Here is a 26,324-nt window from a genome sequence, read left to right on the forward strand (position 1 = left end):
AATATGGCTTAATCGTCAATACGTTGAGCAACTTTTTTCAAAGCATTCAACGCATCATCGTAGTCCGGTTCATCATGAATCTCCGAAACCACTTGGCGATAAATAATTTTCCCGGTCGCATCGACAATGAAAATGGTCCGTGCCAAAGCCCCAAAGTTAGGCAAATAAAGCTTCAATGCGTAACCTAATGAAAGGTTTTCATCAGACAGCATTTGCAAATTTGTGACGCCTTGCGCAGCACACCAATTTTTCTGCTGCTCAATCGTATTATTGGAGATTGTCAAGAAACGCACGTCAGGAAACTTGTCGGCCTCCTGATTAAACTTGCGGGTTTCCATTGAACAAACCGGTGTATCAATATCGGGAACAGTCGAAATCAACGTGATTCGGCCAATAATATCAGCCGTTTTCACTTTGTTGCCATTTGCATCCTCGAGTTTAAACTTTGGCAATTGTTCCCCAACTTCAGGTGGATTGCCAAACATACTTTCTTCTTTACCATTGATAGTGATTTTCATAAAAGCACTCCCTTGGTGTAACTACTTTATACATAATGTAGCCTAAACTGGTTAAATGCGCAAGTATCGAAAAATTAAAGAAGTTCAGCAAAGACATCCTGATTTTGATTCAGGAATTCTTCACCGGGTTTAATATTAGTGATTTCAATGTTATCAATCGCTTTTTTCATCAACCCTTCAACATCAATATACTGTTCAAATTTCCGAGACTTTTCCAAACTTGGCCGCGTTTTTGGTGCTGGGGGTGTGAAAATTGTACAGCAATCCTCAAATGGAAGAATAGAAAGATCATAAGTATGAATTTTTTCTGAAATCTTGATGATATCAGTCTTATCCATTGAAACCAACGGCCGCAAAACCGGCATCGTGGTCACATCGTTGATGGCCATCATGCTTTCCAAAGTCTGTGATGCGACTTGACCCAAAGCTTCACCGGTAAAGACGCCATCACAATGGCGGTTCTTGGTAATTTGAGCAGCAATTCGCAGCATCATCCGTCGTTGAATCGTCATTAAATAACCTTCGGGGACTTTTTCCTTAATGGTTTCTTGGATCTCTGTAAATGGCACTTGGATGAACTGAATGTTGCCTGAATACTTTCCCAAAACAGAAGTCAGCTGTTTGGCCTTATTCAAAGCCTGTTCGCCGGTATAAGGCGGACTGTAGAAATGGATCATGTCAATTTTGACACCACGCTTCATGGCTAAATAAGTCGCCACGGGCGAATCGATTCCACCGGAAAGCATCATCGTTGCGCGACCACCGGTTCCGACTGGCAAGCCACCAGCGCCGTGGATCTTTTCAGATGAAAGAAAAGCGCCATTCATACGAATTTCCACCCGAATCGAAATGTCTGGGTTCTTAACGTCAACCGTAATTCCATCAACGTTTTCGAGAATGTAATCACCCAGCATGTTGTTAATCTGGTTGGTATCATACTCAAAGTGTTTATCCTGACGACGCGTATTAATTTTGAATGTTGCTCCGTCATGATATTGTTCCTTGACCATTTCCAACGCGGTCTTCTTGATCACATCCATGTCCTTATCCAATTGAACGGATGGATAGAAGTTTTCGATCCCAAAAACGCCCTTCAAGGTTTCGATGACCTGTTTGTCATCTTCGCCATTCAAGGCAACGTGAAGACGGTCGCGTTGTGCTTTGACTTCAAGCTTTGGAAATGGGTGAAGAACAGCTCTGACATTTTTCCCAAGCTGCTTGATAAAATCTTTTTTATTTTTGCCCTTTGTGGACAGTTCGCCGTAACGAACCATAATTTCTGTATAGTGCATATTTGCTCCTAACTTAATTTGTCAAATTCTTCATACAACTGATCAAATACTTTTACGAATTGTTTGGCTTCATCAAGCGTATTGTGATCTCCAAGTGAAATGCGAACGGCACTTGTGGCAATATCATCTGGAACCTGCATGGCATTTAACGTGCCGGATTCAGTGTGATCCTTCGACGAACAGGCACTTGTCGTAGAAATATAAATTCCCTGTTTCTCAAAAGCATGAACAATGGTTTCACCACGGACACCCTGAATTGCAAAACAAAGGATGTGCGGAGCAAACGTTGCGTCATTCTTTGAGAAAATCGTGACCTTATCAAATTTACTGATATGATCCATAATTAGCTGCTTAATTTGGCGCTCGGTTTCAATTGCACTCGGTTCTTTTGCAAGTACCAGGCGAATTGCTTTTGCCATGGCAACGATGCCAGGCAAATTTTCGGTTCCCGACCGCTGGTTCTTTTCCTGACCGCCACCATTCATTAATGGTGCGATACGACGACCACGACGACCATAGATAAAACCGGTTCCCCGTGGTGCATGGAACTTGTGACCTGAAAAGGCAGCAAAATCAGTTCGATCGTTAAAGATCTGATCCTGAATGCCCTTTCCAAGGCCTTGAACCGCATCAACATGAAAATGAATTTTCGGATAATTCTTCAGCAATTCTGCAGCTTCTTGAATTGGTTGGATAGTCCCAATTTCATTATTCACTGCCATAATTGAAACCAAAGTCGTATCCGGACGGATTGCTGCTTTCAAGTCAGCAATGGAGATCCGGCCTTCATCATCAACTGGCAGATAGGTGACGTCATAGCCCAGCTGTTTGAGCTGTTCAAATGAGTTCCTTACTGCAGCATGTTCAACTGATGTGGTAATCAGATGTTTCCCAAATTCTCGCTTTTCAATTGCGGTTCCTTTGATGACCCAATTGTCACCCTCGGTTCCGCCACTCGTAAAGTAGATTTCATCTGGATGAACATTCAACAAATCGGCGATCTGCTTTCTGGACTGCTCCAAGAGATTAAACGCCTGTTCACCAAAGTTATGCAAACTTGATGGGTTGCCCCAAATTTGTTCGCTCACTTTATTATAAGTGTCAAGAACTTCAGGTAATACTTTTGTGGTGGCACTATTATCAAAATAAATCATTTGAAACCTTCTTCTCTAAATTTATTGGTTCGACTCCAACAAATATAACTCTCATGATGATACACCCAAAGGCCTTTTGTAACAAGCAATTTGGGTTAAACATCAACAAGCAGTAAACAAAAAGTGAGGCTGAAGAATCCAGTTCAGCCTCACCTGATGAATCAAATTATTGTTTGTCTTCTTTTGCTTTTCCTGATTTGAATCGTTTCTTAGCACTAAAATAGTCATCTTTGATCTTGTCAAACATTCCGGACGACTGTTTTTCCAATGCTTTTGAAATGATATTCAAGCTTTGCTCATAATCATATTTTTGGTCAAAATACATCTGAGCAGTTTTACTGGCGGCGGCAATTTCAGAGTCACTGCCGATAAACCGGTTAGCGTACTGAATCGTTTGTTCTGCCAGAGTTGCATCGTCAATCAACTGATCGGTCTTTTCCTCTAATGTATCCATATCAGACTGAATGATAATAAGCTGCTTGGAGATGTCATCAACATCGATCTTAGGTTGATTCATGGCATCGTCCAAGTGGTTAATTTCTCGAATGACCCCGGTGAACGTTTCTTGGTAGTCATCTGACAATCCAGGTAAATTATGGTTGTCTATCCGCCGTTTCTTATTACGCATTTCCAAATCAAATTTGGACAGCGCGTTGCGGGCAGCCTGTTCTTGTTGGGGAATCTTGACAGTCGACTGGAACAGATCTTTTTGCTCTGATTCAATTTGTCCTAAGTCTTTCATCATTTGCTTCTGATCGCTATTGATTGTTGAAAATACGGCAGTGCCATTTTGCATGGCGTCGACAGCATCCTGATACTTCTTCTCAATTGTCGAGATCTGCTGGTCATATTGATGATTGTTTTCAATTTCTTTGTGATTCAAAATATAACTTTTGTTAAGTGCCTCAAGCCGCAGCTGAAGATCGCTGTTTTGCTGGCGAACATGTTCAATATATTCACCGATAACCTTGGTGTCCTTTTCCACTTCTGGTCGGGCTTTGAACTCTTTATCAATTGCATCATACAACTTGTCAATTCGATCAGCGATATCTTTGGTAGCCTTCTCAACTGAATCAACATCTAAAGTCTTCAACTTGTTGGTATTGACTTTCAGTTGATCACGAATTCCCTTGATGTCATCGGTAAACTTATCATTTGGAAAATTGTATTGTTTGTCTTTAAGTTCCTTATAACCAGCTTCGATCTCATCAACTTGATCAACGAACTCTTTTGAGATCATTTGATATAACTTGGGAATCCGATTCATATACGATTCCATTTTGTCGGTTGAAGAATTAAGATCATTCAATACATCTTCAGCACTGTTGGGATCGCCACTCTTGGTCAGCTGGGTAAACTCGTCAAAGGTCCCCTCAATATCAGAGAGCATCTTTTCCAAATTATCAATACTTGGGCCAAATGACTGGTTCTTGTTGAGAATATCCTCACGCAACCGTTTATATTTCTTTTCCAGCTCTTCAACTGCCAGCTTATGTTGTTTGTTCAAATCATAAAGCTGGGCCAAGCCAGCTTGGATTTCTTTTAAAGTAGAATCGGCATCAGAGATGGCCTTGTTGGCACTTTCCCAGTCGCTTCTTGTTTTGAGAAAGTTAATTCCCTTGCCGTCTTCCTTAACTGCCGCGATCCCCTCATCAATATTTGGCAGCATCTGGTTCTTGTAATGCTGATACTTGTTGTACAACTGATCATATTTCTTGTGAGATTCACCCGTTAAATTCATTTTCTTAGCAAGTGCAAACTCATCATCCAGCGGAATTTTGTTCAAGTCCCGTTTGTTCTCATAAACATCGGTTGCCATTTTGATTGTTCGTCTTTGATAAAAAACAAATCCAAGGTAACCGGCCCCAACAACTACGATGATTCCAATCAACAAAGTAAGCATTCGATCCCATCCTTCAGAAATAAAGATATTAAATGGTACATTATTGTAGTAAAATTGCCCAAAACAATTTAATATGTATGAATAGCAAATAAATGTGCTCTAAGTTGAATTATATCATAGTAGAATGCTTTCACCATATTATTTTTAAAGTGAGGAAGACAATTATGCAAAACGTTACCAATCTCGTCAATCAACAACTCGATGCCCTCTTAACCGGGGAGACTGATTTGATTTCAAATATGGCAAACGCCGCTGCCTTATTAAACGTGACTTTGGAAGATATTAACTGGGTTGGATTTTACCGTTACGTTCCTGATAATGATGAACTCATCCTCGGCCCATTTCAGGGAAATGTGGCATGCATGCACATCAAAAATGGTGACGGCGTGTGCGGGACTGCTCTAAAGGAAAAACATTCTCTGCGGGTAGCCGACGTCCATCAATTTGCAGGTCACATTGCCTGTGATGCCAATTCCAATTCGGAAATCGTTGTCCCATTATTTAAAGACGGAAAAGCAATTGGCGTTTTAGATATCGACTCACCAATTCTCGATCGCTTTTCAAGTGAAGATGAACAAATTCTCAATCAGTTTGCCGATATCTTCATCAAACATGTTGACTTCAAGTAGAAATCTTTATACAATGGTCTTTGTGTAAAATAACGCAGCAGTAGACGGTAAGCTCGTCAACATGTTGTTGCCATTCAATTGGTTCTGCAAGTAACTCAATCGGCTGCTTGAGCGAAAGAGCAAAGCAACATGCACGAATACTAAGTCTACAATGGCTTATTTTACTCCAAAAAAATATTGGAGGATTACTTATGTCAAGATATACAGGTCCAAGTTGGAGAATTTCACGTCGTTTGGGTATCTCTTTATCAGGTACTGGTAAAGAACTTTCACGTCGTCCTTATGCTCCTGGTGATCACGGTCAAGGCCGTCGTTCAAAACTTTCAGAATATGGTTTGCAATTACACGAAAAGCAAAAGCTTCGTTACATGTACGGACTTACTGAACGTCAATTCAGTAACCTGTTCGTTCGTGCCGGCAAGATTCGTGAAGGTAAGCATGGTGTTAACTTCATGATCTTACTTGAAGAGCGTTTGGATAACATGGTTTACCGTTTAGGTTTGGCTACTACTCGTCGTCAAGCTCGTCAATTAGTAAATCATGGTCATATCACTGTTGATGGCAACCGTGTTGATATTCCATCATATGAAGTTCAACCTGGTCAAGTAATCTCCGTTCGTGAGAAGTCAAAATCTCTCCAAGTTATCAAGGATGCTGTTGAAGCTGTTGTGGGTCGTCCACAATATGTCAGCTTCGATGCAGACAAGCTTGAAGGATCATTAGTACGTCTTCCACAACGTGAAGAACTTGATGCTGATATTGATGAATCACTTATTGTTGAATACTACAACAAGTTGGGTTAATAATTCAGCTGGCGTTTTGCTTAGGCAAAACGCTTTTTTTGTGTCTCCAATTCCCATGGTATAATTTATGAAGTTTATATTTTAATCACATTAAGTTGAAAGGAGGATGATCATGCAACAACCCCTCGCCTACAGAATGCGTCCCACAAAGCTCGAAGAAATCGTGGGCCAACAGGATTTGGTTGGACCCGGTAAAATTATTGAACGAATGGTTCGCGCTAAGATGCTGTCATCGATGATCTTATATGGTCCTCCCGGAACCGGAAAGACCAGTATCGCCAGTGCGATTGCAGGATCAACCAAATATGCCTTCAGAATGTTGAACGCTGCCACCGATACTAAAAAGGATTTGCAGGTTGTCGCTGAAGAAGCCAAAATGAGCGGTACCGTCGTATTGCTTCTTGATGAAATTCATCGTTTGGATAAAACCAAGCAGGATTTCCTTTTGCCATTACTGGAAAGCGGTTCGATTATTTTGATTGGTGCAACGACTGAAAATCCTTACATCAATATCAATCCCGCAATTCGATCAAGAACTCAAATTTTTGAAGTCCATCCCCTATCGTCCAAAGATATCCAAAAAGCCCTCACCCGTGCATTGAAAGACACAGATAAAGGGCTTGGAAGTTATCCAGTCGACATCTCGGATTCGGCAATGAACTTCTTGTCAACGGCAACCAACGGTGATTTGCGTTCATCCTTAAACGCTTTGGAGTTGGCGGTCAAGTCTACCGAGAAAAACAGTCAGGGTCGAATCAAAGTGACCCAGGCAATCGTTGAGGAATGCTTACAGCGAAAGGCACTGAATTCCGACAAAGACGGTGATGCCCACTACGATGTGATTTCTGCGTTTCAAAAGTCAATCCGTGGCTCTGATACTGATGCCGCATTGCATTACGCAGGTCGATTGATTGAATCCGGCGATTTGGTTTCGATTATGCGACGGCTATTGGTTATCGCGTATGAAGACATCGGGTTGGCCAATCCTAGTGCCTGTCAACGAACAGTGGCGGCAGTTGACGCTGCCCGCCAGTTGGGACTGCCAGAAGCTCGAATACCGCTTGCCAACGCAATCATCGAACTGTGTCTCAGCCCAAAGTCTAATTCGGCCATGACCGCGATTGACGGTGCGCTAGGCGACATTCGATCAGGTAATTACGGTGATGTCCCATTACACTTGAAAGACGCCCATTATAAAGGTGCCAAAAAGTTGGGCCGAGGTGTCACTTATAAGTATCCCCATGATTTTCCAAACGACTGGGTCAAACAACAATATTTGCCTGATAAAATAAAAAATGCCCAGTATTACCACCCGAAAGAAAATGGGCGCATCGAAACGGCCCTTGGGGAACAGTATGAAAAGCTTAGAAAATCTTCGGGACATAAATAGTATTGGAGTGTAACTATGATAATCAATATTTTGGTTGCTGTAGCTGTGCTGATTGCCCTTTACATCGGCTATTACCTGCTATCGCACCTTAAAAAAACAATGTTCAATATTTCGGTTCAAGATGATCCTCGTTTAAAGGGAGCGGCTAAAAATGGTGGAATTATGTTTATCATTCTGGCTGTTTTAGGGATTATTTCACTCATTCTTCAAAATGATATTTTGATATTGGTTGTCCTTTTGTGGATGACTGCACATGGCCTCGTGGTCGAGTTTGCAATTCTTAACGTCATTAATCATAAACAGCAGTGATATTTATTTCTTTGTATTTTATCCAAAGTAAAGTACAATTAAGTTAAACAGATAGAAATGAGGGTGGGCATAATGTTACAACAACAATATAAACAAATTTTAGTCCCAGTAGATGGATCATACGAGGCTGAGTTAGCTTTTAAAAAGGGTGTAGCAGTTGCGATCCGTAATAATGCATCTCTTCACTTAGTTCACGTTGTTGATACACGAGCATTTCAAAATATTTCAAGCTTTGACACATCAATGGTTGAACAGGTTACCGATACCGCAAAGGAAACTTTGGATAAATACATCGAAGACGCTAAAAGTGCGGGTCTGAACGATGTCGATTACTCAATTGAGTACGGTGCACCAAAGACGGTCATTGCAAGAGATATTCCACAAAACCTCAACATCGACTTAATCATGATTGGTGCAACTGGTTTAAATGCCGTAGAACGATTATTAATCGGATCAGTTACTGAATATGTAACAAGAACAGCGGTTTGTGATGTCTTAGTTGTTAGAACCGACTTGGATAACAAACCTGCTGTCAATCCAAGTAAACATGTTTAACATTCATTCAGAACTACGATTCAAAATGATTGATTAAATACCAAGCACCCAGAAATGCTTACATACTCCTTGGGTGTTTTTGTTTCACATCTATTTAGGACTCATGGAACAATATAAAAACCGATTTTCCAAGTAGACCCTTCCGGCTACTTGGAAAATCGGTTTTTCTTTAAATCTTTATTATTTAACAAAAGTTGGATTCCCTTCATTCTTTGATAGTTCGTTCTTTACCATCTCAACAATATGGGATTGATTCCGGTTCATAATTTTCTCTGCCAAGTCTGTATTGCCACGCAACTCAGCAATGAACATGGCGGCAAACTGTTTCATTGTCGCCTGAATTACCTGCCCCTTGGCATACAAACACTTGGACTCCAATTCAGCCAACACATCAGCTTTATAGATCAAATCCTGTTGAGTCAATTGATGCAGAATTTCATGAATTAAACAGGACGCCGTGTCATATTTCCCGAGCTCAGAATAAGCGGCAATTACATCGATGTATAAATCAACGATGACACACATGTTGTGTTTGCCCTCTTTTTTAACTTTTGAGAGAATTTGCGCACTCGCATCAATGAAGTTCTCAGCCCGGCTTAGTTTCCCCAGCTTCTGGTATGCCAAACCAATTCCCAAATTAGACCACGCTTGGTAAAATGTTGCTTCGTCAGCACAATATTGAGTCAATTGAAGATTGAAATTATAAATTGCCTCATCGATATCATCATTAATATAAAGTTCAATAAATCCACGATAACAATGATACTTACACTTCATTGTCTTGGTATTCAATCTGTCACAATCAATTTGATCAATGTGATTTTTAGCTTCGGCGTACATATGATTCCGCATATCATCTTCGATGTAAGAAAAAACTTTGTCGCCATAACTGGAATTTTTGGCAACATCCGTAATTAATAGATCCAATTTCCGACAAATTGCAGCCAAAATGTCAAAGTTCGGACTCGTATTTTGATTCTCAATCGAACTAACAGTCGCCTGGGTACAAATACCTTCTGCAAGTTGAACTTGGGACATCCCCTTCGCTTTTCTTGCATTCCGGATCGTTGACCCAGTGAGCACCATTGTCATCAGATCACTCTCCTAATAGTTAACCTACTCAATATAGAACTTATGTATCATATTATAATTGTAATGAATAATCAAGAAGATTTTACTAATTTGTGAGTGCAGATTCCTCATGAAATTCACAAGTTACCAAGTGATCATTAACGACGCCAACCGCTTGCAAGTAACTATATACGGTAATTGGGCCCATGCGTTTTAATCCCATTTCTTTAAACTCTTTCACAAATTTTTCAATAAAATTTTTGTACTTGACCGCTTTTGGCGGTTCCGTCAATAAATGGTCCATCTGAACATCATTTACCGGTCCCCAAGTCGCGTCCAATAGTGCACTGGGGTCCGTCTGAACAACTTTGGCATTGGCGATAATCGCAGCTACTTTCGCATGATTCCTAATAATGCGTTTATCATTACAAAAGGCTTCTAGATCTTCTTGATTACAGCCAGCCAAATAATCTATCGAAAAATTGTGGAATACAGTATCCATCCCGTCTTCAAACTTTAAAACAGTCGAAAATGTTAAACCTGCCTGCATAATTTCCAAACATAACGCCTTAAATAATTTCTGGGGATCCTTTTCGGGCCGTCCCCAAACCGTATCATGATATACGAGCAATTCTGGGCTGTCGGTCGCCCAGGGACATCTTTTAACCATTTTCCCACCTCCTAATGATTAATTACGACAAATTATAAATAATTCTGCAAAGAATTTAGCAAAAGTATCCATCGATCACGTTGATAATTGACATGAAGGTTTGAAAGCCGAAATGCCTGATCGGTTACCTGACCGCTTGTGCCCAGCATTTCCATTCGAACCATGGATAACCGGCTGTCATCCGTCCACGAATACACTGGACGCCCGGTGGCACCAACAGAAGCGATCAAAAATGGGTTGGCGGTTAGGTGCTGAAGCGTATAAAAATCAACGTTATATTCTCGAATATTACCAAAATTGAGCATCGTGACCAGTCCGATATGAATTGAAGGGATTTGGTGCTTGATCTGTCGTAAAAATGGATATCCGACTGAATGAACCCGATGAGGCAAAACAGTTAGACCAGCTTTGAATTGATCTGCAAATCGGGTGCCCATGTGACGATCGCTGTTATTGGTGACCTTCAACTCAATAATTAACGGCTGCTTGAGCCGGTTGGCGGTTTTTAAGTAGTCAGAAAACATATCGACATGATGATATTTTTTGATGGTTTTCAAACTCAACTGATCAATTTCTTTGAGACCGTCCCCAGGGATCCGCAAATCGTCATTATGCGCACAGATAAAGTGATGGTCCCTGGTTTCTTGAATATCCATTTCAACAAATGGGAAATGATAACGGCTGTTTTGTTTTAATGCAGCAATCGTATTCCCCTGGGCATTGTGATTGATCACCCCTCGATGGACGATAATTGTTGGCTTTGAAAATGAAGGCAGCAATTGCGCTTGAGTGATGCCCGCAGACAGAGCCGCAAAAAGAACCAGTGCAACTCCATAAAGAGCCAACAAATAAGTACCGGATAACTTCTGGAATTTAACAGCCAACAAACGACTGACGATCAAAATTTCAGCAAACGGAGCCAAAGTATCAATTAAACCCTGTGAAAGCAAGAAAAGTGCCGTGTTCTCAACATGTTGATTGACCCACCCCAATCCAATAATAAACAGACAAACTCCCACCAGCATGGCGATCACAATGAAAATCTTATATCCATAGTGTTTGAGGGTTACTAATCGAGCCGTTTTCTTAAAAACTTGAAACGGGTGATCACCGTCTGCTTGAATAACATCACGGGCAAACGCTGAAAAATAAATCCCGATAAACGCCATTACAAAATACACAACAATAGCCGTAATGGCGATTGGATACCGATTGACAGTAATCCAAGTAAACTGACTGCCTGAAATTGGTACAGAAAACTTGATGTAATTTGAAAAACCAAATAACCCCAGTGGAATCATCAGCACAAATAAATACACAGCACTTCCAAGTAAAGCCAATAATGACCATGGTCGCCGTTTAATGCCCCTACCTGCTGTTTTGGTAATACCAAAGTAAAAGAGTGCCACCAGCAGCAAAAACATTGTCAGCGAGCAAAATACAACAGTTGTGAAAGTTTGATAGGCATTTAAAAACCTTCTCATCAACAACATTAAGCAAATCAAAGCACCTGTCAGATAATAATATAGTTTTGTTTCATCTTTCCCCATGTTAAGCTTCCCTGCATGCAAAAAAACCGGTGGCAATTGGTTGCCCCAGTTTATTTTTGCTTATTTATTTTTATTGATATCTTGATCACGCGGTGGCAATGGTTTGAAATCATACAAAATTTTAGACTGGCGTTCAAATTCATCAATTGCCAGCTGAATCAGCCGATCAATCAATTCAGAGTATGAAATGCCGGATGCCGCAAAGAGTTGTGGATATAAACTAATATTGGTAAATCCTGGTAAAGTGTTAACTTCACTCATATATGGTTTGCCGTCCTGAGAAACAAGGTAGTCAATTCTCGCCATCCCTTTTAATCCCAAAGCACGGTATGTGGTTAACCCCATTTCCGTGATTTGTTGGGCCAGCTCGTCAGAAATATCAACGGGTACGTCGAACTGAACCTGACTGGCGTCGACAAATTTATTGTCATAGGTGTAAAAAGCATCATTGGCGGGCACTTTGATTGCCCCAATCTTTGAAGCAATCGGATGGTCATTACCCAAAATGGAAATTTCAAGTTCTTCCGGCCCTTCAATTGCTTCTTCAACCAGAACCTTGCTGTCATAACGGAAAGCATCCCGAAGGCCTTCAGAATATTCATCCTCATTTTCAACCTTGTGAATTCCAACCGAGGAACCCTGGTTAGCGGGTTTGATGAACAAGGTAGTTCCTAATTCATCGCTCAGATTTTGATAGGAATATTGTTCAGCAGTCAACGGTGTCACAACTTTATAACGGGTTGTGGCAACTCCGGCAAGCGACACAATCTTCTTGGTGATGTCCTTATCAAATGACATCGCAGAGCCTAATATCGGCGTTCCAACGTATGGCTTGTGGAGTAGTCGCAGCAAGCCTTGAATTGTTCCGTCTTCACCCAAATTACCATGAATGATTGGGAAGAAAACATCAATATCGGATTCTTCAGCTAAGTTGATAATTCGAGCCAATGGATTCTTGGTATCCAATTTTGCCAATTCTTCCTTGGCGACTTCATCTTCGGGCTCACCGTCGAAAACTCGAGAAGATGCATCATGATCCAAAAAGAAACCATTCTTCGTCATTAAAAATAAGCTGACGTCGTAACGATCCTTGTCCATGGCATCATAGATATTATGTGCGGAACGCTTGGAGACGTCATGTTCTGAGGAGTTACCACCGAAAATCAAGCCAATATGAAGCTTTTTATTTTTTTCCATGAATTCTCATCCTTTTATAAATTCGTATAGTTTCCAGAAACCTAAGTATATCACGGATATTAAAAGTTGAAAACATTTACAATTGCTTCTCATGGGATTGTTAGTTTGCCCTCATATTACCAAATTATTCGCGTTTTAACTGCTTCTTACTGAAAAGATAGCGAACAATCAGCAGCATAATCGCCGACACAACAACCATGGCGACAATCATTGGAAATGGATCATAGGAACCGGTTGAACGGTACCCCAGGACAAACTTGGCGAAGTTGGCAACCCAGGTCATTTCAAAGTCATGATGAAGGATGACCCTGGATGCAGCATACATCAGTGTAATGTACCCGACGATCGGGGTCACAATCAAAATAATTCTTTGAATGAACTTGGAAAAGAGCGTCAGAAAGTTTCCGATCACCATCCCTGCTAAGGCGCCAACAACCAGCAACAAGCCGCTGAAAATAAAGTTAAACAAAAACGCCACAATTGAATTATGAAAATACCCGGCATAAGATGACATAAAAATATTCGTGTTTCTTGCATGGACCAGTGGCATCAAGACCAAATACTGATAGGCAACATTAAAAGTATTCCCGATTAAAATCAATAATCCATTTACAACAATCTGGGAATTAAAGAATGTCTGCCTGGAAATGCCGTTTTGAATCAGAAATTTAAAGTTTTCATAGGATAAAGTCGAAATGGCAAACATATAGACACCAAAGGCTGCTGTTACCCATGTTCCACGCATCTGTTCAGCTAACGAATAATCACTCAAGGACCCGGAAATCAGTGAAAAAATGAAAGGCAGTACTAGGAATGCCACGAATAAAAACACATACATTTCTGCCAGACCGATAATCTGTTTTCTAAAGAGAAACTTAGTGACCTTGTTGGTCTTCATGTTGAGCACTCCCCTCATATTGATTGGTTAGAAAAATGAACAGTTTCTGTAAATCAAAGTTTGACAACTGGATCGTGTCTGGCAAGACTCGGTCATCTAAATCACCATATACATAATCAGCGCGAATATTTCCCATCGTATCATGACCAATTACGTTCAGACCTTTGGTATATTGATCGACATCTTTTTGTGGTCCAACCACTGAATGGGTCTTGGCCAAGACATCTTCAACGGGCTGATTCAAAATGACCCGCCCTTGGTCAAGAACAATCACGTCACTGATGATATTGGCGACTTCTTCTATCAAATGAGTCGAGACAATAAAAGTACGTGGGTTATCAGCGTATGACTGAATCAATTCGGAATAGAACAGTTCACGGTGATTGGCATCCAATCCCAACACCGGCTCGTCCAACAGCACAAACTTAACCGGAAGACATAAAGCCAAAATCAGTTTAAAAATCGAGTTATAGCCTGTCGACAGTTTCCCGAATTTTTGATTGACGTCCAGTCCGAACTCTTTAATTAGGCGGTTCGCCAATTCATGATCGAAACCACCATAAAGGGATTCAGAATCTTTAATGATCTGCGTCAACTTCCAGCCATTCGCATAAAGATTGACTTCACTCATCAGATACATCAACCCTAATTTGGAATCATTGTCGCTGACATCCTCTGAGTCAATCTTAATCTGACCGCTGTCCGCAAAATTTCGATTGGTCATGATGCTCAGCAAAGTACTTTTACCAGCACCGTTTCGACCCAACAATCCATATATTTTATTATCTTCAAAAGTTAGGTTGATGTCTGATAAAACCCGCTTTGAACCGAACGCTTTTGAAATGTGACTGACTTCCAATACGGTCATTTTTGGTAACCTCTTTTCACTAATTCTAATAACTCATCTTCGGAAATATCCAAGTTCTGTGCCTCACGGACCAAATTCACAACAAACTCATCAAAAAAGCCATTTCGTTTTTCTGCCAAGATCCGTTTTCTAGCACCCTCTTGAACAAACATTCCCAATCCCCGTCTTTTTTCGATCAGATTTTTGGAGACAACAATGTTCATCCCTTTAAGGACGGTTGCCGGATTGATGTGAAATTCCTTGGAGATCTCAGTCGTTGAAGGAATTTGGCCGCCTTCTTCAAATCCGCCGGACGCAATGGCATCCTCAATCTGTTCCGCCACTTGGCGGTAGATGGGCTCTGAACTATTAAATTCAAACTTCATTATTATCAACCCACTCCATCATGTTTATCATTTATTTTTCCACCTTGGTCTTTGGAACCACGATTCTGGAATAGATCAGAACCGTCACTGCAAAGTAAATCAAATACAATATTAAGAAACCACCTGTGGTTATGGCAAACGTTTGGTAAGCACCGCCGATTAACAAGCCGCTCCGAGAAAACATTTGCAGGCCAAAAGCCACATCAATGATTCCTAAAATTCCTGGAAGTGTGAATAGTCCCAAAATTTGAACCCAAATCGACCGTTTTAAAACGGATCTTCGAGTACCAATTTTGTTAAGCATATCAAATCGAATCTTGTCGCTGGCAGCACCACTCAAAATTTTAAACATCAGGCAGCTGGCAAGCATGGCAAGAAATGCAATTCCCAGGAAGATTCCCATGAACTCAAGACTGCCAAAAACACCTTTCAAAAGCTGGTAGGTGGCAAATGACCCGCCAACCAACTGGTTATTTTTAGTGCCATATTGTTTTGCCTGCAGGTTGGTAATTTTTGTTAAGGTTGTTGTCGCCGCATCCATGTTATTAGCGCGCACCATCAGCAGCTGATTGGTTTTGGCAGTGATCCGATTAAATGAATTTGCACTGACCACCTTAATTTTGAAAGCTTTGGCATCTGGGGCCTGTAATCCCCAAAGTTCCTGATAAGCACCGGAATCGTTATGCCGGTACTGCGCAACTTGAGCCGTTGAAATTTTCGCCTTTAACGTCGCTTTGTCAACGAACTCAGAATATTTAATCGGTTGTTTCTGCAGCTGATCTATCCGATAATAGACACTTTTGGTTTGGGGATCAATTTTCTGTTGGTACGTAATCGTTGATTTATCCTTGATCTGATCAACCAAAGCATTCATTTTTGAACTTGGATTAGTAATCCCCACCGAATAATATCCATTGCCTTGGGCTAATTTGGGAACCATATTTTGAAAGCCGGTTCCGACGGTAATTGCCCCCAATGCCAATGCAAACAAAAGTGAAACAACCGACAGAATTTTTGTGTAATCACGGATTCTAAACTTTAATTGGGCCAGGGTAAAGCTGTTCAGCCCTTTTGTATTCATCTTGGAACGTTGAATAACTTGGAGCAGCATCACAAAGAAGGAATTGAATACAAAATAAGTGCCCAGGACAATTGTTACCAACCCGATGGCAACCGCCATTAGTTTCAGCTGCTTAATATCATACATCGCATAGTAACCGCCGGCCAATAGCAAAATTCCTAAAATTGCCTGCACCCATAAGCTAACCGCTTTAGGTTGTTTCCAGTCACTTTGCTGACTAGACCGTAACAGTCGCAACGCAGAAGTTTTAACGAAGGTTCTGGCATTCAGAAATCCGGCGATAATGAACAGTACCAAAAACATGATGACTGTCGTCCACATTGCCGGCATGTAGAAAGCCGAAAAATGGGTTAACGGCATGTGGATCTGACTGGCAAGAAAACGGCTAAGAATTTTGGTGAAGCCAACGCCAACAATCAAACCGATGATTGTTGAAATCAACCCGATCACAACCGTTTCCATCGCAATAAGCCTGCTGATGACTCGCGATTTGGCACCCAACATCATAAACAACCCATAGTCGTGTTTGCGCATACTCATTAAAAAGTTGTTTGCGTAAAAGACATAAACCAATGTGATAATCGCCAATAACACGGAGCCGAAGATAAACACGAACTTGGCACTCTCGCCCACTGGACTATTGGTGGTAAATTGATCATTGGTTGAAATGGCTTCGAACATATAGAAAATGGCTGTCGTGATAATCATCCCCGAGAAGAGGACTAGATAATCTTTCCAACGAGCCTTAATTCCTGATGGCGAAATCTTACCTAACATAACTAAACTCCTTTGATTGATTACTGTTCAAACGTTCCCAACTTTTCAAGGATTTCTTGATAAAAATTATTTCGACCCTTATCTCCTGATTCAATTTCATCACCAATTTGACCATCTTTAATGAACAAAATTCGTTTACAGAAACTTGCTGAGAATGGATCATGGGTAACCAATAGGATTGAAACTCCTTGGTTATTAATGCCGCTCAGTGTGTCGAGCAGCTCTCGAGCATTAGTGGAGTCCAGCGCCCCCGTTGGCTCATCACCAAAGATAATTGAGGGGTTTGAAACCAGCGCCCTGGCTGCAGCAACCCGTTGCTTTTGACCGCCTGACAATTGATTTGGGTATTTGTCAAGCAAGTCTTCAATGGCCAATTTAGTTGCTGCAGTCTTCACTGCGGGTTCAATCAAAGCTGCTTTTGTATTTTGCAAAGATAGCGGCAAGGCAATGTTTTCCTTAGCAGTCAAGGTTTCCAGTAAATTAAAGTCTTGAAATATGAAGCCCAACTTTTTTGAACGAAAATCTGCCATTTGATTTGAAGAGAAATTGGTTACGTCCTGGCCATCAATTTCAACTGAACCGCTGGTTGGTTGGTCAAGGGTCGCAAGGATGTTCAACAAAGTGGTCTTCCCAGATCCGGATGCTCCCATAATCCCAACAAACTCGCCCTGGTCGACTGACAAGTTGATTCCCTTCAACGCCTCATAAGGCCTAGCGCTGTTCTTATCATAGGTTTTGTGTAAATCTTTTGTTTGAACAATTTTGGTTGTCATGATACTCCTCCGTGTATTAGTTAATTACTTGTGTAACTAACTATATGGGTAACCAACGTAAAAGTCAAGAAAAAAACCAGCAACATTTTCCGGTTGCTGATTTCCATTCAATATCAATTATTTAACGTTGTCCGTATTAATCACGTTTTGAGTCCCACGTTCAGTGATGATTGAAACCAAAACATTGTTAATCATTTGAATCTTCTTTTCATCCGGAATATCAATACTGATATCATGTTGCAGCTGCGAAACAGCCGCCTTGGATATCTCAACCGCCCCTTGGACAATGATCTTTCGAGCGGACAAGATCGCAGTAGCTTGTTGTCGCTGAAGCATCGCACTGGCGATTTCAGTTGCATATGCCAAGTGGGTCAATCGTGTCTCCAAAATGGTCAATCCGGCAACTTCAAGTCGATCCTGCAATTCGGCAGTGAGTGCTTCAGACACTTCCGTAGCGTTGCCTCTCAGTGTTAAAATGTCAGTCTTCTCATCAAAACTGTCGTATGGATACTGGCTAGCAATATGCCGAATGGCAGATTCACTTTGAATCTCAACAAATTGTTCATAATCTTCCACGTTAAAAATGGCTTTTGCCGAGTCGACAACTTTGTAGACAATTACTGCCGCAATCTCAACCGGGTTACCTTTTGAATCGTTAACCTTGATAATCTGACTGTTAAAGTTACGAACACGGAGTGAAATTGTCTGCTTGCTTGTCAATGGCACTGTCATAAATAATCCCGGTGTACGAATAGTCCCGATATAGTTACCGAAGAAAGTAAGAACCTTGGCTTCATTTGGTTGAATAATTGTCAATGAACTGGCAAACAGCAGATCAAGAATAATAATGGCACTGCCCAGAACAATTGACATAACTGAGCCACTTTGACTACCTGCCCAGAGCAGATAACCGCCAACGCCCAACAATAGGATAACCGCAATTAATCCAAGATATCCATTAACATGAAATACATTTTTTTCTTTCAAAAAAAGCCGCCCCCTATATAAGCGAATTAGTATTTATACTACTAATCCAAGTATATAGCGGACGGCCCTTAATTGATATTAATTACTTAACATTCTTTTCTGGCAAAACTGCACCCTTGTAGTGATGTAAAATCCATTTTTGGGTTTTGGTAGACTGGAGAACCTTAACCAATTTCTTGATGGCAGGCTTCTTTTGGTCACCTTTACGAGTTGCAATGATGTTAACGTATGGCGAATCACGCTTTTCAATTGCAATTGACTGCTTGATAGGATTCAAACCGGCACCAACAGCATAGTTGGCATTGATGACAACCGCATCACCTTCACCGTTCTTATAAATTGTTGGCAAAAGTTTTGGTTCATAACTGTGCTTGAATTTCAGGTGGCGAGGGTTTGAAGCAATGTCACTGAAATTGGCTGAAGTAATGTTAATGCCCTTCTTAAGTGTAATCAAACCGGCATCTTTGAAGATTTGTAAGATACGGCCGTAATCGGGAACGTTGCTGCTGACAATAATTGTTGCACCCTTCTTAAGGTCTTGGAGCTTCTTGACCTTCTTTGAAAATACAGCGATTGGTTCCAGATGAACACCACCGGCATTCACTAAAGTGCCGTGGTTTTGCTTATTCCATTGTTCCAAGAAAGGAACGTGTTGGAAGTAGTTGGCGTCAAGTTCACCATTGGCAAGAGCCTTGTTAGGCATTACGTAATCTTGGAATGTGGTGATTTTAAGGTTAACGCCTTCCTTTTTAAGTTCTGGCGCAACATGCCGTAAAATCTGAGCATGAGGAACTGCGGAAGCACCAATCTTTAAAGTGGTCATTTTTTTGCTGGAGTTGGATGATGATGAACAACCTACCAGTAAAAAGGCGGTAAATACAACTGCGAATAAACTTAATAATTTCTTCTTCATGTGAAACCCTCCCAATTATTATAATGTCCGTTTGTCAGTGATCTTAACGAAAACATCACCAACAAATTGGACGATAAACACAAATAAACAAATAATGACTGTGGCAACCAAAGTAACGGTGTTATTGCTGGCTTGGAAGCCGTCTTGGTAGGCAAGATTTCCAAGTCCACCAGCTCCAATGGCACCAGCCATCGCGGTATAACCGATCAACGAGATGGTTGTAACGGTTGCTCCGGCAATTAAAGCCGGTTTGCTCTCTGGCAGCAGAACTTTGGTAATGATTCCCCAAGTGGTTGCGCCCATTGACTCAGCGGCCTCTAAAACGCCTGAATCAACCTCACGGAAATATGACTCAACCATCCGGGCATAAAATGGTGCAGCTGAGATGATCAGTGACGGTAACGCAGCCCGCGGTCCAATAATCGTCCCAGCCAACTTCATGGTAATTGGCAGTAACAGAATAATCAGGATAATAAACGGAATTGAACGGAAGATGTTAACAAACAATCCGACAATCCAATTGAGAATTCGAAAACCAATTCCAGATTTATTACGCGTCTCGTATAAGATGAGCCCTAAAATAATTCCTAAAATAACAATTGCAACCATTGATAACAGGGTCATCCAAACCGTTTCCCAAGTTGCCGACATCATTGCACCCCAGTCGACATTATGAAACTGAAAATAAGACTTGAATCCAGTTGTGTTAGCCATGATGAATCACCTCCGTTCCGACACGCAACTTCTTGAGGTATTCAAGCGCTTCATTAATTTGGCTGTCGTCACCGACAAGCTGAAGATCAAGGGATCCCAACGCCCCTTCCTGAGTTTGATGAATAGCACCGGAAATAATGCTGATCGTCAAGTCCGGGAAGCGTTTGACAACATCGGAGACAATTGGTAACTCAGCTTGTGGCCCATGGAATACCAATCGGATAATTTGGCCATCCGGATATTTTTTTACCAACTCTTCAAGCGTCATTGTGTTGTCACTTTGTTGAGGTGTGAACTCTTCACTGACAAATTTCTTGGTAATTTCCTTTTGAGGATGACGAAAGACCTCAAACACTGATCCGGTTTCAACAACCTGGCCACTGTCCATCACGGCAACCCGCTCACAAGCCTTGGCAATTGCATGCATTTCATGTGTAATCAGCAAAATTGTCAAATTCATTTCCTTGTTAATCTTCAACAGCAGATCCAGGACTTCGTTGGTTGTATCCGGGTCCAAGGCACTGGTTGCTTCGTCGGAAATTAAAATTGTTGGTTCATTGGCTAACGCCCTGGCAATCCCAACCCGTTGCTTTTGACCGCCGGATAATTCAGATGGATAGGAATGCTCTCTGCCTTGCAGCCCAACTAGCTTAATCAGTTCTTCAGCCCGTTGTTTACGCTTGGCTTTTGGAACTTTGGCGATCTCCAATGGTAGGGCAATGTTGTCCAAAACCGTTCTGGACCACAACAAGTTAAAATGTTGAAAGATCATACCAATCTTTTGTCGCTGCTTTCTCAACTGACTTCCATGAAGCTTGGCAACATCAGTACCATTAATGTCAATTTCACCAGTCGAGGGCGCTTCAAGCCCGTCCAACATTCGAACCAAGGTACTTTTTCCAGCCCCGGAATAGCCGACAATGCCAAAGATTTCGCCATCGTTGATTTCAATGTTGACATCATTGACAGCTGTCAGGCCGCCATCCTTCGTGCTGTATTGCTTAGATACGTTGTTAAATCGAATCAATCTGTTCACCCCTTAAATATAAAAAAAGCTTTCCATCTTTTTACAAGTAACTGATTACTTATAAAAGGACGAAAAGCTTCGCGGTACCACCTTTATTCGTTACTGTTTTTCAACAATAACCTCAAGAGTTTATAAAACTCAACGAAATAATGGTCGTTACCCATTACCGGCTTGCTTGTGCTCACCGATCCATTTTTAATCAAGACCATATTCAACAGTTGCAACCAACCCTTTCTCACCAACTTCGGGCTCTCTGAATGATTTCTAATTGTCTACTCATCTTGTCATTTTTCTATCATTAAACTATTAGTTAGTCTACCTAAAAAAGGTTCAACCGTCAAGCGCTTTTACTTTTGAATTTTAGCAATCCATGAAGTTGCTTTGTCTGAACCGTTCAAAACTGAAGGATCATTAACTGCGTTACTGTTAACTGCAGTTACTTTTCCGGCTACTGGGCTGGGAATATCTGAAACAGCTTTGTCAGCTTCAACATTCAATAAAGTGTCACTAGTTGTCAGTTGAGCACCAACTTTAGGAAGAGAAACAAATGTGATATTTCCCAACTCGTTTTTGCCTGCTTCAGTCAAACCAACAGTAACTTCCCCGTTATTGTCTTCAGTCCAGTAATATTTTGTATCCATCATTAATTCCACCTTTGTATTTTTATTAAGAAAATTCTTTGTCTTCTCCAAACATGTAACTCTTATTATGATACTGCATCGACATAATTAATCCAATTCCAATCATATTTCCAATCAACGCCGAACCACCGGCACTGACAAATGGCAATGGAATACCGGTCAATGGTAACAGACCAATACTCATCCCGACATTTTCAAAAACATGAAATAAGATCATCATAATAACGCCAGTTGAAATGTAAGCATAAAAAACATTTCTCGTATCGAATGTAACCTTAATCATCTGATAAATCAACAGAAAATACAGCAATATTAAGATACAGCTGCCAATGAAGCCAAAGTTTTCGCCAATGACTGAAAATATCATATCAGACTCTCGAACCGGAACATAAACGTGAGACTGATTAAACCCGGTACCAAATATCCCACCGGATCCAATTGCCTTCATGCTTTGCCAGAGCTGATATCCCTGGTTGGACGTATCCGCGGAAGGATTAAGCCAGGTGTCAACTCGAGCAAATTGGTATGCTTGAAACCCGAATTTCTCCAGCAAATGGCGTCCGGATTCCGGCACAACCAGTGCCAATACGGTACCCGCCAATCCAAATATTGTGATCACCGATGGCAAAATAATTCTCCAAGTAACCCCGGAAACAATAATCAAGCCTCCAAGAATGGCAAAGAAAACCAACATGGTTCCAAAGTCATTTTGCAGCTTCAGCAAAACAGCAATTGGAATCGTCCACAACAGCATTTTCCCAATCAACAGAAAATCACTTCTAACTGTTCGGATTGGGTAGTTGTCATTATGTTGCACGATCACCCGGCCCATCATTAAAATGTAGGCTGGCTTCATGACCTCAGACGGCTGAAATGTCAGTCCAAATAAGGAGAACCAGCTCTTGGCACCTGTGTTGGCAAAATATGTTCGACTATATAAAACCAGCACACTGGCCAAAAGTGCAATCCCCAACCAATAGGTAATTGGTGCCACTTTCCATAATTGCTCGGAATCAAACTGCATGATGATGACAACCGCCACAATTCCGATCACATACCAAACCAATTGGGAAACAACCTGTCTCAAAACGCTGGTAGAACTTGAATCATGAGTTGCAGCAACATAAATCGATGCCAGCCCAATCAAAGCCAACATTAAAACGCAGAAAATAATTCCCCAATCGATTCGAGATTGGTCATCCTTAGAGGTTCTTCGACTGGTATCCAAATTAGACCCTCCTCATTCACAATCGCCAACTTAATGGTGAAGATGAAAATCTTTTATTAATTGTGTCACACCCTCATCGAAGGTCTTAACGTGAAAGGCCTCGTTGTGGGTATTAACGGCTTGAAACTTATCCTCACTCAGCTGCTTAACTGAGCCGATCATTTTTTTGCCGATAAATAATTCAGAGATACTATCTCCGTTGGAATCTGTTCGATCTTTAATTTCAACATTAATACTTTTATTTGCTTTACTCATCATTTTCTCCTTGTTCAAAGATCATTTAAGATGCATCGACTTTCGGTATTCATCTCTTGCATCCTTGTTCCTAAAAATCGTGAAGTGATCAGGAACAGGATCGAAGCCGCCTTTAACAAACGGGTGGCAGCGAAGTATCCGGGCAATGCCCATAATGGCTCCCTTAAGCGCCCCATGCTTATTTAGCGCCGTGACCATATAACTGCTGCACGTTGGATAATAACGGCACGTGGGCGGAAATAAAGGCGAAATGAACCGCTGGTACCCATGAACAAGACTAATCAGAATATTTTTCACTTTGACTCCTGTTATTTTTGATCTTTGGCCTTCAATTTAGGGTTTTTAATGTAATGCTCCAAAAGAATTCCGGCACCTTTGGCAACGTTATCCAATGGATTTTCTGAAATAATGACTGGAACGGTCAATGCATCTGCAATGACCTGATCAATATTACGAAGCAATGCACCGCCACCGGTCAGCATAATGCCACGGTCGACGATATCCGAAGCCAATTCAGGTGGAATGACTTCCAGGACCTTTTTGGCACCGCTGATAATCAGCTGGACAGTATCATGAATTGCCTCGGCAACTTCATTACTGTCAATCGTAACGGCACGAGGCATACCAGAAACGGCATCCCGACCTCGAACTTCCAATGTTTTGACATCAGAATCATCCTTTTTGGCGGTTCCAATTTCAATCTTAATTTTTTCTGCAGTATGCTCACCAATAATCAGGTTATGTTTCTGCTTGATATAACCAGCAATCTCAGTGTTCATCTTGTCTCCGGCTACCCGAATGGACTTGCTGGCAACGATATCACCCAATGAAATAATTGCAATATCACTGGTACCGCCACCCATGTCAATAACCATATTGCCTCGTGGCTGAAAAATGTCCATTCCAGCACCAACAGCAGCAACTTTAGGTTCTTCTTCCAAATAAACCTGACCGCCGCCAGCTTTTTCAGCAGCTTGCATGATCGCATTGCGTTCAATCTCAGTAACGTTCGTAGGCGCACAGATCATAATCTTTGGCTTTGACATGAACCCTTTAACATCCAATTTGTTGATGAAATAGGTCAGCATTTCCTCAGTAATGTCGAAATCCGAAATGACGCCGTCTTTTAATGGGCGGATTGCACGAATATTGCTTGGCGTTCTTCCAACCATCCGATATGCTTCAGAGCCGACAGCCAATGCCTTGCCAGTCCGAGTGTCAATTGCGACAACTGATGGTTCGTTTAATACTATTCCCTTCCCGGCAACGTAAATGAGTACGTTGGCAGTTCCTAAATCGATTCCAATGTCTTTTGCCATCTGTGTACATCCTCCTGAAAAACTTTAATCTCAAAAAATAATTATACCACATAAAAGTTGCGTTTCTAATAAGCTTCCAAACAATAAAAGGTTGAGATCAAGTAACGATCCCAACCCCCAAAAAATTATGAATGATTCTTAAGCGATTGATTCAAAACAATTGAATCCTGTTCAACATTAACTCGTTTAATTTCAGCACCTAAATTGGCCAGTTTTTTGTGAAAATCATGATATCCACGGTCAAGATACTGCAGGTTGGTAACAGTTGTATAACCACTTGCTGCCAAGCCGGCGATAACCAATGATGCGGCAGCACGAAGATCTGTGGCAGCAACTTCGGCGCCATTAAAATCGGTAGGCCCTTCCATCACGACAGTGCGACCGGAAATCGTGTATTTAGCATTCATTCGGCGCAATTCTTCCATGTGCATGAAACGATTCTCAAAAACCGTTTCGGTCATTGAACTGCTCCCGTTAGCGGTTAACTGAAGGATCGTCATCTGCGGCTGCATATCGGTTGGGAAGCCTGGATGCGGCATTGTCTTAACATCAACGGGTTTCAGATTATCATGACCGATGACGCGGATCCCGTCATCGCTTTCGTCGATGGTAACACCCATTTCACGCATCTTTAAGATGAGTGGCTTGTTGTGTTCGGGAATAGCACCGGCAATCATGACGTCACCACGTGTAACAGCGGCAGCAATCATGAATGTCCCAGCTTCAATCCGATCTTGAACAACTGCGTGTTCAGTTCCATGAAGTTCTGGAACCCCTTCGACTCGGATTTGCTCAGTTCCGGCACCAATGACTTTGGCCCCCATTTTGTTCAAAACGTTTGCCAAATCAACAATTTCAGGTTCACGAGCAGCATTTTGAATAACTGTCCTGCCCTTGGCCAAGGTGGCAGCCATCATAATATTCTGAGTAGCCCCAACACTTGGGAAATCCAAATAGATTTCGGCTCCAGTCAAGCCATCCGGTGCATAAGCTTCAACATAGCCGTCATGCTGTTCAATTTTGGCACCCAAAGCCTCAAAACCCTTTAAATGCAGATCAATTGGTCGCGAACCAATCGCACACCCACCGGGTAACGCAACCTTGGCATGGCCAAGTCTTGCCAGAAGCGGGCCCATTACAACAATTGATGCACGCATTTTCGAAACGTATTCAAAAGGCGCTTCACTCGAAATGTCTTTTGAAGCATCGAATGTGATTTCATTATTCGCTTCATCAAAATCAACCTTTAAATTCAAAAAACGTAATACTTTGTTCATCGTATACACGTCAGACAATAATGGCACGTTTGAAATAACCGTCTTTCCTTCACCGGCAAGAATTGTTGCGGCTTGAATTGGTAAAACAGCATTTTTAGCGCCATCAATATGTACTGTCCCGTGAAGTGGTTTACCACCATGTACAATAATTTTATCCACA

Annotated in this window: 28 protein-coding genes; 5 read left to right on the forward strand and 23 right to left on the reverse strand. The window is 41.4% G+C overall.

Going from position 1 to position 26,324, the window contains the following annotated elements; genetic code table 11:
• Nucleotides 1-8 precede the first annotated feature (8 nt).
• The 4 genes from tpx to ezrA form a co-directional block, all read right to left on the reverse strand.
• Nucleotides 9-518, reverse strand: coding sequence for a thiol peroxidase (tpx, locus tag FD17_RS03835; RefSeq protein ID WP_057823806.1), 510 nt, complete (start codon nt 516-518; stop codon nt 9-11).
• Between the two features lie 74 nt (nt 519-592).
• On the reverse strand, nt 593-1,810 hold the full coding sequence (thiI, locus tag FD17_RS03840; RefSeq protein WP_057823807.1) for a tRNA uracil 4-sulfurtransferase ThiI: 1,218 nt from the start codon (nt 1,808-1,810) through the stop codon (nt 593-595).
• 8 nt (nt 1,811-1,818) lie between these two features.
• On the reverse strand, nt 1,819-2,964 hold the full coding sequence (locus FD17_RS03845; protein ID WP_057823809.1) for a cysteine desulfurase family protein: 1,146 nt from the start codon (nt 2,962-2,964) through the stop codon (nt 1,819-1,821).
• 166 nt (nt 2,965-3,130) lie between these two features.
• The gene (gene ezrA / locus FD17_RS03850) at nt 3,131-4,867 is read right to left on the reverse strand and encodes a septation ring formation regulator EzrA (protein WP_057823812.1); all 1,737 of its coding nucleotides are present in this window, start codon (nt 4,865-4,867) and stop codon (nt 3,131-3,133) included.
• Between the two features lie 164 nt (nt 4,868-5,031).
• Here ezrA and FD17_RS03855 point away from each other — a divergent pair, with 164 nt between their 5' ends.
• The 5 genes from FD17_RS03855 (at nt 5,032) to FD17_RS03875 (ending at nt 8,553) form a co-directional block, all read left to right on the forward strand.
• A complete protein-coding gene (locus FD17_RS03855; protein ID WP_057823814.1) occupies nt 5,032-5,496 on the forward strand; it encodes a GAF domain-containing protein in 465 nt (154 codons plus the stop codon).
• Nucleotides 5,497-5,687: 191 nt separating this feature from the next.
• The gene (rpsD, locus tag FD17_RS03860) at nt 5,688-6,299 is read left to right on the forward strand and encodes a 30S ribosomal protein S4 (RefSeq protein ID WP_057823816.1); all 612 of its coding nucleotides are present in this window, start codon (nt 5,688-5,690) and stop codon (nt 6,297-6,299) included.
• Between the two features lie 112 nt (nt 6,300-6,411).
• Entirely contained in the window at nt 6,412-7,689 is a 1,278-nt protein-coding gene (locus FD17_RS03865) for a replication-associated recombination protein A (protein WP_057823818.1), read from the forward strand.
• 15 nt (nt 7,690-7,704) lie between these two features.
• Entirely contained in the window at nt 7,705-7,998 is a 294-nt protein-coding gene (locus tag FD17_RS03870) for a hypothetical protein (protein WP_057823820.1), read from the forward strand.
• 72 nt (nt 7,999-8,070) lie between these two features.
• Entirely contained in the window at nt 8,071-8,553 is a 483-nt protein-coding gene (locus tag FD17_RS03875) for a universal stress protein (protein ID WP_020280455.1), read from the forward strand.
• Between the two features lie 180 nt (nt 8,554-8,733).
• On the opposite strand, the gene FD17_RS03880 is transcribed toward FD17_RS03875, so the two are convergent.
• The 19 genes from FD17_RS03880 to murA all read right to left on the reverse strand — a co-directional run bounded on the left by FD17_RS03880 (nt 8,734) and on the right by murA (nt 26,323).
• A complete protein-coding gene (locus FD17_RS03880) occupies nt 8,734-9,645 on the reverse strand; it encodes a helix-turn-helix domain-containing protein (RefSeq protein ID WP_057823822.1) in 912 nt (303 codons plus the stop codon).
• Between the two features lie 85 nt (nt 9,646-9,730).
• On the reverse strand, nt 9,731-10,294 hold the full coding sequence (locus FD17_RS03885) for a DNA-3-methyladenine glycosylase I (protein ID WP_057823824.1): 564 nt from the start codon (nt 10,292-10,294) through the stop codon (nt 9,731-9,733).
• Between the two features lie 32 nt (nt 10,295-10,326).
• Nucleotides 10,327-11,844: a glycerophosphodiester phosphodiesterase family protein gene (locus tag FD17_RS03890; protein ID WP_057823826.1), complete on the reverse strand. Its 1,518-nt coding sequence runs from the start codon at nt 11,842-11,844 to the stop codon at nt 10,327-10,329.
• A gap of 60 nt (nt 11,845-11,904) precedes the next feature.
• A complete protein-coding gene (locus FD17_RS03895; protein ID WP_057823827.1) occupies nt 11,905-13,041 on the reverse strand; it encodes a D-alanine--D-alanine ligase family protein in 1,137 nt (378 codons plus the stop codon).
• A gap of 124 nt (nt 13,042-13,165) precedes the next feature.
• Nucleotides 13,166-13,939 carry a hypothetical protein gene (locus tag FD17_RS03900; RefSeq protein ID WP_057823829.1) on the reverse strand — a complete coding sequence of 258 codons (774 nt, stop codon included), beginning with the start codon at nt 13,937-13,939 and terminating at the stop codon, nt 13,166-13,168.
• The gene (locus FD17_RS03905) at nt 13,917-14,807 is read right to left on the reverse strand and encodes an ATP-binding cassette domain-containing protein (protein WP_057823830.1); all 891 of its coding nucleotides are present in this window, start codon (nt 14,805-14,807) and stop codon (nt 13,917-13,919) included. The genes FD17_RS03900 and FD17_RS03905 overlap by 23 nt, the downstream gene beginning before the upstream one ends.
• A complete protein-coding gene (locus FD17_RS03910; RefSeq protein WP_057823832.1) occupies nt 14,804-15,172 on the reverse strand; it encodes a GntR family transcriptional regulator in 369 nt (122 codons plus the stop codon). The genes FD17_RS03905 and FD17_RS03910 overlap by 4 nt, the downstream gene beginning before the upstream one ends.
• A gap of 31 nt (nt 15,173-15,203) precedes the next feature.
• The gene (locus tag FD17_RS03915; RefSeq protein WP_057823834.1) at nt 15,204-17,030 is read right to left on the reverse strand and encodes an FtsX-like permease family protein; all 1,827 of its coding nucleotides are present in this window, start codon (nt 17,028-17,030) and stop codon (nt 15,204-15,206) included.
• A gap of 20 nt (nt 17,031-17,050) precedes the next feature.
• The gene (locus FD17_RS03920) at nt 17,051-17,803 is read right to left on the reverse strand and encodes an ABC transporter ATP-binding protein (protein WP_057823836.1); all 753 of its coding nucleotides are present in this window, start codon (nt 17,801-17,803) and stop codon (nt 17,051-17,053) included.
• A 117-nt stretch (nt 17,804-17,920) separates the two neighbouring features.
• On the reverse strand, nt 17,921-18,790 hold the full coding sequence (locus FD17_RS03925) for an SPFH domain-containing protein (protein ID WP_057823837.1): 870 nt from the start codon (nt 18,788-18,790) through the stop codon (nt 17,921-17,923).
• Nucleotides 18,791-18,872: 82 nt separating this feature from the next.
• Complete coding sequence (locus tag FD17_RS03930; RefSeq protein WP_057823839.1) at nt 18,873-19,703, reverse strand: MetQ/NlpA family ABC transporter substrate-binding protein; 831 nt, start codon at nt 19,701-19,703, stop codon at nt 18,873-18,875.
• Between the two features lie 18 nt (nt 19,704-19,721).
• Nucleotides 19,722-20,417, reverse strand: a complete 696-nt coding sequence (locus tag FD17_RS03935; protein WP_057823841.1) for a methionine ABC transporter permease — start codon at nt 20,415-20,417, stop codon at nt 19,722-19,724.
• Complete coding sequence (locus FD17_RS03940; protein WP_057823843.1) at nt 20,410-21,444, reverse strand: methionine ABC transporter ATP-binding protein; 1,035 nt, start codon at nt 21,442-21,444, stop codon at nt 20,410-20,412. Before FD17_RS03940 ends, FD17_RS03935 begins: the two co-directional genes overlap by 8 nt.
• Before the next feature lie 347 nt (nt 21,445-21,791).
• A complete protein-coding gene (locus FD17_RS03945; protein WP_057823845.1) occupies nt 21,792-22,085 on the reverse strand; it encodes a glycine cleavage system H family protein in 294 nt (97 codons plus the stop codon).
• Nucleotides 22,086-22,110: 25 nt separating this feature from the next.
• Nucleotides 22,111-23,313, reverse strand: a complete 1,203-nt coding sequence (locus FD17_RS03950; RefSeq protein ID WP_057823847.1) for an FtsW/RodA/SpoVE family cell cycle protein — start codon at nt 23,311-23,313, stop codon at nt 22,111-22,113.
• 30 nt (nt 23,314-23,343) lie between these two features.
• Nucleotides 23,344-23,571 (reverse strand): DUF2969 domain-containing protein, encoded by a 228-nt coding sequence (locus FD17_RS03955; RefSeq protein ID WP_235803168.1) that lies wholly within the window; start codon nt 23,569-23,571, stop codon nt 23,344-23,346.
• Between the two features lie 18 nt (nt 23,572-23,589).
• Nucleotides 23,590-23,865, reverse strand: coding sequence for a membrane protein insertion efficiency factor YidD (gene yidD / locus FD17_RS13030; RefSeq protein WP_082617123.1), 276 nt, complete (start codon nt 23,863-23,865; stop codon nt 23,590-23,592).
• Between the two features lie 11 nt (nt 23,866-23,876).
• Nucleotides 23,877-24,887, reverse strand: coding sequence for a rod shape-determining protein (mreB, locus tag FD17_RS03960; protein ID WP_057823851.1), 1,011 nt, complete (start codon nt 24,885-24,887; stop codon nt 23,877-23,879).
• Between the two features lie 125 nt (nt 24,888-25,012).
• Nucleotides 25,013-26,323: a UDP-N-acetylglucosamine 1-carboxyvinyltransferase gene (gene murA / locus FD17_RS03965; protein WP_057823854.1), complete on the reverse strand. Its 1,311-nt coding sequence runs from the start codon at nt 26,321-26,323 to the stop codon at nt 25,013-25,015.
• Nucleotide 26,324 lies beyond the last annotated feature (1 nt).

It is taken from the genome of Lentilactobacillus sunkii DSM 19904 (genome assembly GCF_001435575.1).
GTDB lineage: Bacteria > Bacillota > Bacilli > Lactobacillales > Lactobacillaceae > Lentilactobacillus > Lentilactobacillus sunkii.

Excerpts from the sequence above, each read along its gene's own strand:
- tpx (WP_057823806.1), bottom strand. The coding sequence starts at position 518 with ATGAAAATCACTATCAATGGTAAAGAAGAAAGTATGTTTGGCAATCCA.
- thiI (WP_057823807.1), bottom strand. The coding sequence starts at position 1,810 with ATGCACTATACAGAAATTATGGTTCGTTACGGCGAACTGTCCACAAAG.
- FD17_RS03845 (WP_057823809.1), bottom strand. The coding sequence starts at position 2,964 with ATGATTTATTTTGATAATAGTGCCACCACAAAAGTATTACCTGAAGTT.
- ezrA (WP_057823812.1), bottom strand. The coding sequence starts at position 4,867 with ATGCTTACTTTGTTGATTGGAATCATCGTAGTTGTTGGGGCCGGTTAC.
- FD17_RS03855 (WP_057823814.1), top strand. The coding sequence starts at position 5,032 with ATGCAAAACGTTACCAATCTCGTCAATCAACAACTCGATGCCCTCTTA.
- rpsD (WP_057823816.1), top strand. The coding sequence starts at position 5,688 with ATGTCAAGATATACAGGTCCAAGTTGGAGAATTTCACGTCGTTTGGGT.
- FD17_RS03865 (WP_057823818.1), top strand. The coding sequence starts at position 6,412 with ATGCAACAACCCCTCGCCTACAGAATGCGTCCCACAAAGCTCGAAGAA.
- FD17_RS03870 (WP_057823820.1), top strand. The coding sequence starts at position 7,705 with ATGATAATCAATATTTTGGTTGCTGTAGCTGTGCTGATTGCCCTTTAC.
- FD17_RS03875 (WP_020280455.1), top strand. The coding sequence starts at position 8,071 with ATGTTACAACAACAATATAAACAAATTTTAGTCCCAGTAGATGGATCA.
- FD17_RS03880 (WP_057823822.1), bottom strand. The coding sequence starts at position 9,645 with ATGACAATGGTGCTCACTGGGTCAACGATCCGGAATGCAAGAAAAGCG.
- FD17_RS03885 (WP_057823824.1), bottom strand. The coding sequence starts at position 10,294 with ATGGTTAAAAGATGTCCCTGGGCGACCGACAGCCCAGAATTGCTCGTA.
- FD17_RS03890 (WP_057823826.1), bottom strand. The coding sequence starts at position 11,844 with ATGGGGAAAGATGAAACAAAACTATATTATTATCTGACAGGTGCTTTG.
- FD17_RS03895 (WP_057823827.1), bottom strand. The coding sequence starts at position 13,041 with ATGGAAAAAAATAAAAAGCTTCATATTGGCTTGATTTTCGGTGGTAAC.
- FD17_RS03900 (WP_057823829.1), bottom strand. The coding sequence starts at position 13,939 with ATGAAGACCAACAAGGTCACTAAGTTTCTCTTTAGAAAACAGATTATC.
- FD17_RS03905 (WP_057823830.1), bottom strand. The coding sequence starts at position 14,807 with ATGACCGTATTGGAAGTCAGTCACATTTCAAAAGCGTTCGGTTCAAAG.
- FD17_RS03910 (WP_057823832.1), bottom strand. The coding sequence starts at position 15,172 with ATGAAGTTTGAATTTAATAGTTCAGAGCCCATCTACCGCCAAGTGGCG.
- FD17_RS03915 (WP_057823834.1), bottom strand. The coding sequence starts at position 17,030 with ATGTTAGGTAAGATTTCGCCATCAGGAATTAAGGCTCGTTGGAAAGAT.
- FD17_RS03920 (WP_057823836.1), bottom strand. The coding sequence starts at position 17,803 with ATGACAACCAAAATTGTTCAAACAAAAGATTTACACAAAACCTATGAT.
- FD17_RS03930 (WP_057823839.1), bottom strand. The coding sequence starts at position 19,703 with ATGAAGAAGAAATTATTAAGTTTATTCGCAGTTGTATTTACCGCCTTT.
- FD17_RS03935 (WP_057823841.1), bottom strand. The coding sequence starts at position 20,417 with ATGGCTAACACAACTGGATTCAAGTCTTATTTTCAGTTTCATAATGTC.
- FD17_RS03945 (WP_057823845.1), bottom strand. The coding sequence starts at position 22,085 with ATGGATACAAAATATTACTGGACTGAAGACAATAACGGGGAAGTTACT.
- FD17_RS03955 (WP_235803168.1), bottom strand. The coding sequence starts at position 23,571 with ATGATGAGTAAAGCAAATAAAAGTATTAATGTTGAAATTAAAGATCGA.
- mreB (WP_057823851.1), bottom strand. The coding sequence starts at position 24,887 with ATGGCAAAAGACATTGGAATCGATTTAGGAACTGCCAACGTACTCATT.